Annotated in this window: 1 rRNA gene; it reads left to right on the top strand. The window is 49.1% G+C overall.

The features are described 5' to 3' along the window. A 23S ribosomal RNA gene (locus tag NK718_RS21820) occupies nt 1-1,227 on the top strand; the annotation flags it as partial.

The following is a 1,227-nucleotide window of genomic DNA, read 5'->3' as shown; positions in this document are numbered from 1 at the left end:
GGGTGATGGCGTGCCTTTTGTAGAATGAACCGGCGAGTTACGATTTGATGCAAGGTTAAGCAGTAAATGTGGAGCCGTAGCGAAAGCGAGTCTGAATAGGGCGTTTAGTATTTGGTCGTAGACCCGAAACCAGGTGATCTACCCTTGGTCAGGTTGAAGTTCAGGTAACACTGAATGGAGGACCGAACCGACTTACGTTGAAAAGTGAGCGGATGAACTGAGGGTAGCGGAGAAATTCCAATCGAACCTGGAGATAGCTGGTTCTCTCCGAAATAGCTTTAGGGCTAGCCTCAAGTGATGATTATTGGAGGTAGAGCACTGTTTGGACGAGGGGCCCCTCTCGGGTTACCGAATTCAGACAAACTCCGAATGCCAATTAATTTAACTTGGGAGTCAGAACATGGGTGATAAGGTCCGTGTTCGAAAGGGAAACAGCCCAGACCACCAGCTAAGGTCCCAAAATATATGTTAAGTGGAAAAGGATGTGGCGTTGCCCAGACAACTAGGATGTTGGCTTAGAAGCAGCCATCATTTAAAGAGTGCGTAATAGCTCACTAGTCGAGTGACACTGCGCCGAAAATGTACCGGGGCTAAACATATTACCGAAGCTGTGGATTGTCCTTTGGACAATGGTAGGAGAGCGTTCTAAGGGCGTTGAAGCATGATCGTAAGGACATGTGGAGCGCTTAGAAGTGAGAATGCCGGTGTGAGTAGCGAAAGACGGGTGAGAATCCCGTCCACCGATTGACTAAGGTTTCCAGAGGAAGGCTCGTCCGCTCTGGGTTAGTCGGGTCCTAAGCTGAGGCCGACAGGCGTAGGCGATGGATAACAGGTTGATATTCCTGTACCACCTATAATCGTTTTAATCGATGGGGGGACGCAGTAGGATAGGCGAAGCGTGCGATTGGATTGCACGTCTAAGCAGTAAGGCTGAGTATTAGGCAAATCCGGTACTCATTAAGGCTGAGCTGTGATGGGGAGAAGACATTGTGTCTTCGAGTCGTTGATTTCACACTGCCGAGAAAAGCCTCTAGATAGAAAATAGGTGCCCGTACCGCAAACCGACACAGGTAGTCAAGATGAGAATTCTAAGGTGAGCGAGCGAACTCTCGTTAAGGAACTCGGCAAAATGACCCCGTAACTTCGGGAGAAGGGGTGCTCTTTAGGGTTAACGCCAAGAAGTGCCGCAGTGAATAGGCCCAAGCGACTGTTTATCAAAAACACAGG

Source organism: Alsobacter ponti (assembly GCF_024294805.1).
Classification (GTDB): Bacteria; Pseudomonadota; Alphaproteobacteria; order Rhizobiales; family Beijerinckiaceae; genus Alsobacter; species Alsobacter ponti.
This window is presented reverse-complemented; position numbering and strand designations above follow the sequence as displayed.